The organism is uncultured Fretibacterium sp. (assembly GCF_938040765.1).
Classification (GTDB): Bacteria; Synergistota; Synergistia; order Synergistales; family Aminobacteriaceae; genus CAJPSE01.
Genome location: NZ_CALIAA010000026.1, coordinates 1 through 3669, shown reverse-complemented (window position 1 = coordinate 3669; position 3669 = coordinate 1). Strand labels below are relative to the sequence as shown.

The 3669-nt window shown below is 67.1% G+C and carries 5 protein-coding genes; all 5 read right to left on the bottom strand.

The genetic code is table 11. From position 1 onward, the window contains the following. Positions 1-213 (bottom strand): hypothetical protein (locus Q0176_RS00815; RefSeq protein WP_299298078.1); only part of this gene is annotated, 213 nt, incomplete at its 3' end. Positions 214-216: 3 nt separating this feature from the next. Then, entirely contained in the window at positions 217-1101 is an 885-nt protein-coding gene (locus Q0176_RS00810; protein ID WP_299298076.1) for a substrate-binding domain-containing protein, read from the bottom strand. Next, on the bottom strand, positions 1092-2126 hold the full coding sequence (locus Q0176_RS00805; RefSeq protein ID WP_299298074.1) for a substrate-binding domain-containing protein: 1035 nt from the start codon (positions 2124-2126) through the stop codon (positions 1092-1094). The genes Q0176_RS00810 and Q0176_RS00805 overlap by 10 nt, the downstream gene beginning before the upstream one ends. A gap of 93 nt (positions 2127-2219) precedes the next feature. Continuing rightward, positions 2220-3134, bottom strand: a complete 915-nt coding sequence (locus tag Q0176_RS00800) for an ABC transporter permease (protein ID WP_299298072.1) — start codon at positions 3132-3134, stop codon at positions 2220-2222. Further along, positions 3127-3669 (bottom strand): ATP-binding cassette domain-containing protein (locus tag Q0176_RS00795; protein WP_299298070.1); only part of this gene is annotated, 543 nt, incomplete at its 5' end. The genes Q0176_RS00800 and Q0176_RS00795, both read right to left, overlap by 8 nt.

Genomic DNA, 3669 nt, shown 5'->3' with positions numbered 1-3669 from the left:
TGACGACGGGCTTGCCCTCCACCATCGCCGCGCACAGCGGCCGGCCCGGCGCCGCACGGGAGGGGCTGCCCACAGTCCCCGCGAGAGAGCCCGCGCGACGCCCGCTTCGGCGGACAACCGGCGTATGGAGAGCACGGGGTCCGTGCCCGAAAGAAGCCTCAGAGGATGGAAGCGGGCCGCCGAAGCCATGCAGGCGGAATGGCTCGCATCCATGCTTCAAGCCGACCGATACGGGACGGACCGGACCAGCGGCTCCGCACGGGGGGCGCGGCCCTTCAGGACCTCGGAGACGGCCTCGTAAACGCCCCGAACAACCTCATCCGCCGCGATGCCGACCGTACCGGCCAGACGCCCCTGACGAACGGCCTCCCGCGCCTCGGGGATCGCATCGACCCCTCCGATCGGGGGCGGCTTCACGCCTCGCTCCTCAAAGGCCTCCAAAGCGCCCAGGGCCATGAGGTCGTTGGCGCAGAACACGGCGCGGACATCGAGCCGACCTGCGAGAGCGCGCAGGGCGGACCGGGCAGAGCCCCGGTCGAAATCCGCATGGACGGTCAGGATGCGTTCCGCCGGAAAAACCCGGCGAAGGGTCCTCAGTGCGCCGCGGCAGCGCCCGTCGGACTGCCGGGCTCCGCAGAACCCGGCGATCAGAATCGCCCAGCCCTCTCCGGGGGAGGACAGCCCCGACAGGACGGCCTCCGCGGCGAGGACCCCCTGCTCCTCGAAATCGGCAACCCGGATGGGATGATATCGAGCGATGTCCCGCACAAGGACCGGGTCGCACTTGGGGCCGACGTCGAGGATCGGGGCCGGGGCATCCCCGAGCGCCAGCACGAGGTTGTCCGGCGTCAGGGGGTTGAGGATCAGGGCGTCGCACCCCTCGCCGTACATGGCCCGCAGCGCCTCCGCCTGACGCTCGGGATCGCGGGGGTCCCGCCCCTCCCGAAACACGATCTCGAACCCCCAATCCGGGGCCTGCCGAAGGTACTCCTCGACCTTGTTGCGCCAGAACGGATTCGCCGAGTCGGCAAGCAGGATACCGACCTTCCCGACCGCTCGGGCGGCGGAGCTGCCGCTCACCTCCATCCTTCTTATTTCCATCCCTCGAACTCCCGGATGTTCTCGGGCGTCGCCAACATGATGGGGATGTCCAGACGCTCGGGAAGGTCCCCGGCGCCCTCGGCAAGCTTGAGGGCGAAGACGACCGCTCCCCGTGTCCAGGCGGCCTGGGAGAACGTCGTCGACCCCGCCAGCTTTCCCTCACGAATCGCGGTGCGTGCCTCCGGGATGAAGTCCGTTCCGTAGATCAGCACCCCGTCCTGTTTCCCGGCCGCAGCCAGCGCATCCGCCGCCGCCAGGGCCATCACGTCGTTGGCGCAGTAGATTCCCTTCAGATCGGGATGGGCCCGGATCAGGTCGGTTGCGATATCGAAGGCCAGGTTGCGGTCCCAACGTCCGGGCTGGACCGAGACGACGCGGACATTCGGACTCGCCTCGAGGACTCCCAGGGCCCCCTTCTTGCGCGCCTCGCTCTGTCCGGCGCCGGGGATGCCCTCGATGACGGCAACCTCTCCCCCCTCGGCTCCCAGCCTCTTCACCATATCCTCCGCGGCCAGCCGCCCCTGGTCCGCAAACGCGGCGCTGATCCAGCCGTTCAAACGCCCGCCCGAGTCCTTCAGCGCCTGCGCGTCGATCGCGGGGCCGGAGCAGAGGATGGGGACCCCCTTCTCGTTGGCCTTCAGGACGCCCGGGATGAGGTTGAACGGGTCCATCGGGGTTACGACGATCGCGTCGTAGCCCTTGGCAACCATCGTCTCCAGGGTATCCAACTGAGACTTGAGGTCCCCCTCGGTCGGGGCCGCCAGCACTTCGACGTCGATCCCCATCTCCGCCCCCCACTCCCCGTATCGGTTTCTCATCTCCGTCCAGTACGGATTGGCGAGTGTGATGACCAGCACCCCAAGCCTCTTCCCCCTGGGGAGCGACGAGAGGTCGCCCAGCTGCGACTCGACCTTCCGTATCGAATCCCCCACCATCGGATTCTCCCCTGCGGCCGCCGGGACGACCGCGAGACACAGCGCCGCCAGAAGCGCCCAACCCATCGAGACGAAACGTGAAGCTCCCATAACACCGATTCCTCCTTCAAAAAGTTTGAACAAAGCGCTTCTGAAACAATCTACCCAAAAGCTATGAAAAAGCGATCCACGAAACGCTCCGAGCTATCGTTTCCCCTCGGAGAAGAGGACCGCCGTCAGGAGAATCGCTCCCGTCACGAACTGCTGATAGTACGACGACACTCCGATCAGCACGAGGCCGTTCCGAATGACCCCCAGCAGCAGTCCCGCCAGCAGGGTCCCCGTTATGGAGGCAAACCCACCCTGAAGGCGCGTTCCGCCCAACACCACGGTGGCGATCGCATTCATCTCCATCATCGTTCCGGCCAGGGGCTCGGCGCTGTTCAGCTTTGCGGTCATGATGACCGACGCGGCCGAGGCGCAGATGCCGGAGAACACGTAAAGGGCCCCCTTGTAGAGATCCGCGGGGACCCCGCTGCGCCTCAGCGCCTCCTCGTTGCCCCCCAGGGCGAGGGCGTAGACCCCGAGCCGCGTCCGCAGGGCAAGCACACCGATGACGGTGAATACAGCAGCCGCAGCGGCTGAAACGGGAACACCGGCGACGCTCCCGCGGCCCAACCAGGCAAAACGGGCCGAGAACCCATAGATGGGGATGCCCTGCGTCAGAATAAGAGTTGCGCCGGCGATGAGGTTCATCGTCGTCAGGGTCGCCATGAAGGGCGTTATTCTCGCCCGAACCACAAGCAAAGCGTTCGCGAGTCCGATCAGAGCGCCCGTCCCGAGCCCCAGCCCGATAGTGACGCCCACCCCCCACCCCTCCCTGAGGGACAGGGCCATCACGACCCCGGACAGGGCCACGACGGCCCCCGAGGAGAGGTCGATCCCGGCGGAGGCCACGACGAAGGTCATGCCGACGGCGGCGATGAGGTTGATGCTGCTCTGCTCCGCGATGCTGCGCAGGTTCCCGAGGCTCCAGAAGTGGGGCGACAGGAAAGCAAAGAGGGCGGCGAAGCCCAACAGGGCCAGCCCCACCCAAAAGGGTTGGCTCATCCTAGGCATGAGGGTTCACCCCCGACATCCTGGCCACGACCTCCTCGACGGACGTCTCCCCCCTGCACCCCAGCCAAACCGCTGCGCCGCCCCGCAGGATGCAGATGCGGTCCGCCAGTTCCAGGACCTGAGGGATGTTGTGCGAGATGCAGAGGACGGCAAAATTTTTACGGCGAAGCCCATCCATCAACGCCAGGATATGCCCGCTCTCCCGCACCCCCAGGGCTGCAGTGGGCTCATCGAACGCGATGAGCCCCAAGCCGTCCGTATTCGTACTCCGGACCAGAGCACGGGCTACAGCCAGGGACTGACGCTGCCCCCCGGAGAGGGAGGAGGCCCGCGCCCTCGTGGAGGGAAGGACGACCCCCAGGCTCCCGAGCAAGTCGGCGGCCTCCCGGTGCATCCGGCGGCGGTTCACGAAAAGCCCGAACGCCAAGGGCTCCGCGCCCAGGAAGATGTTCGACGCCGCGTCAAACCCCTCGACCAGCCCCAGGTCCTGATACACCGCCGTGATCCCCCGGTCGAGGGGCCCCTTCGGGGTCAT

Excerpts from the sequence above, each read along its gene's own strand:
- Q0176_RS00810 (WP_299298076.1), bottom strand. The coding sequence starts at position 1,101 with ATGGAAATAAGAAGGATGGAGGTGAGCGGCAGCTCCGCCGCCCGAGCG.
- Q0176_RS00800 (WP_299298072.1), bottom strand. The coding sequence starts at position 3,134 with ATGCCTAGGATGAGCCAACCCTTTTGGGTGGGGCTGGCCCTGTTGGGC.
- Q0176_RS00805 (WP_299298074.1), bottom strand. The coding sequence starts at position 2,126 with ATGGGAGCTTCACGTTTCGTCTCGATGGGTTGGGCGCTTCTGGCGGCG.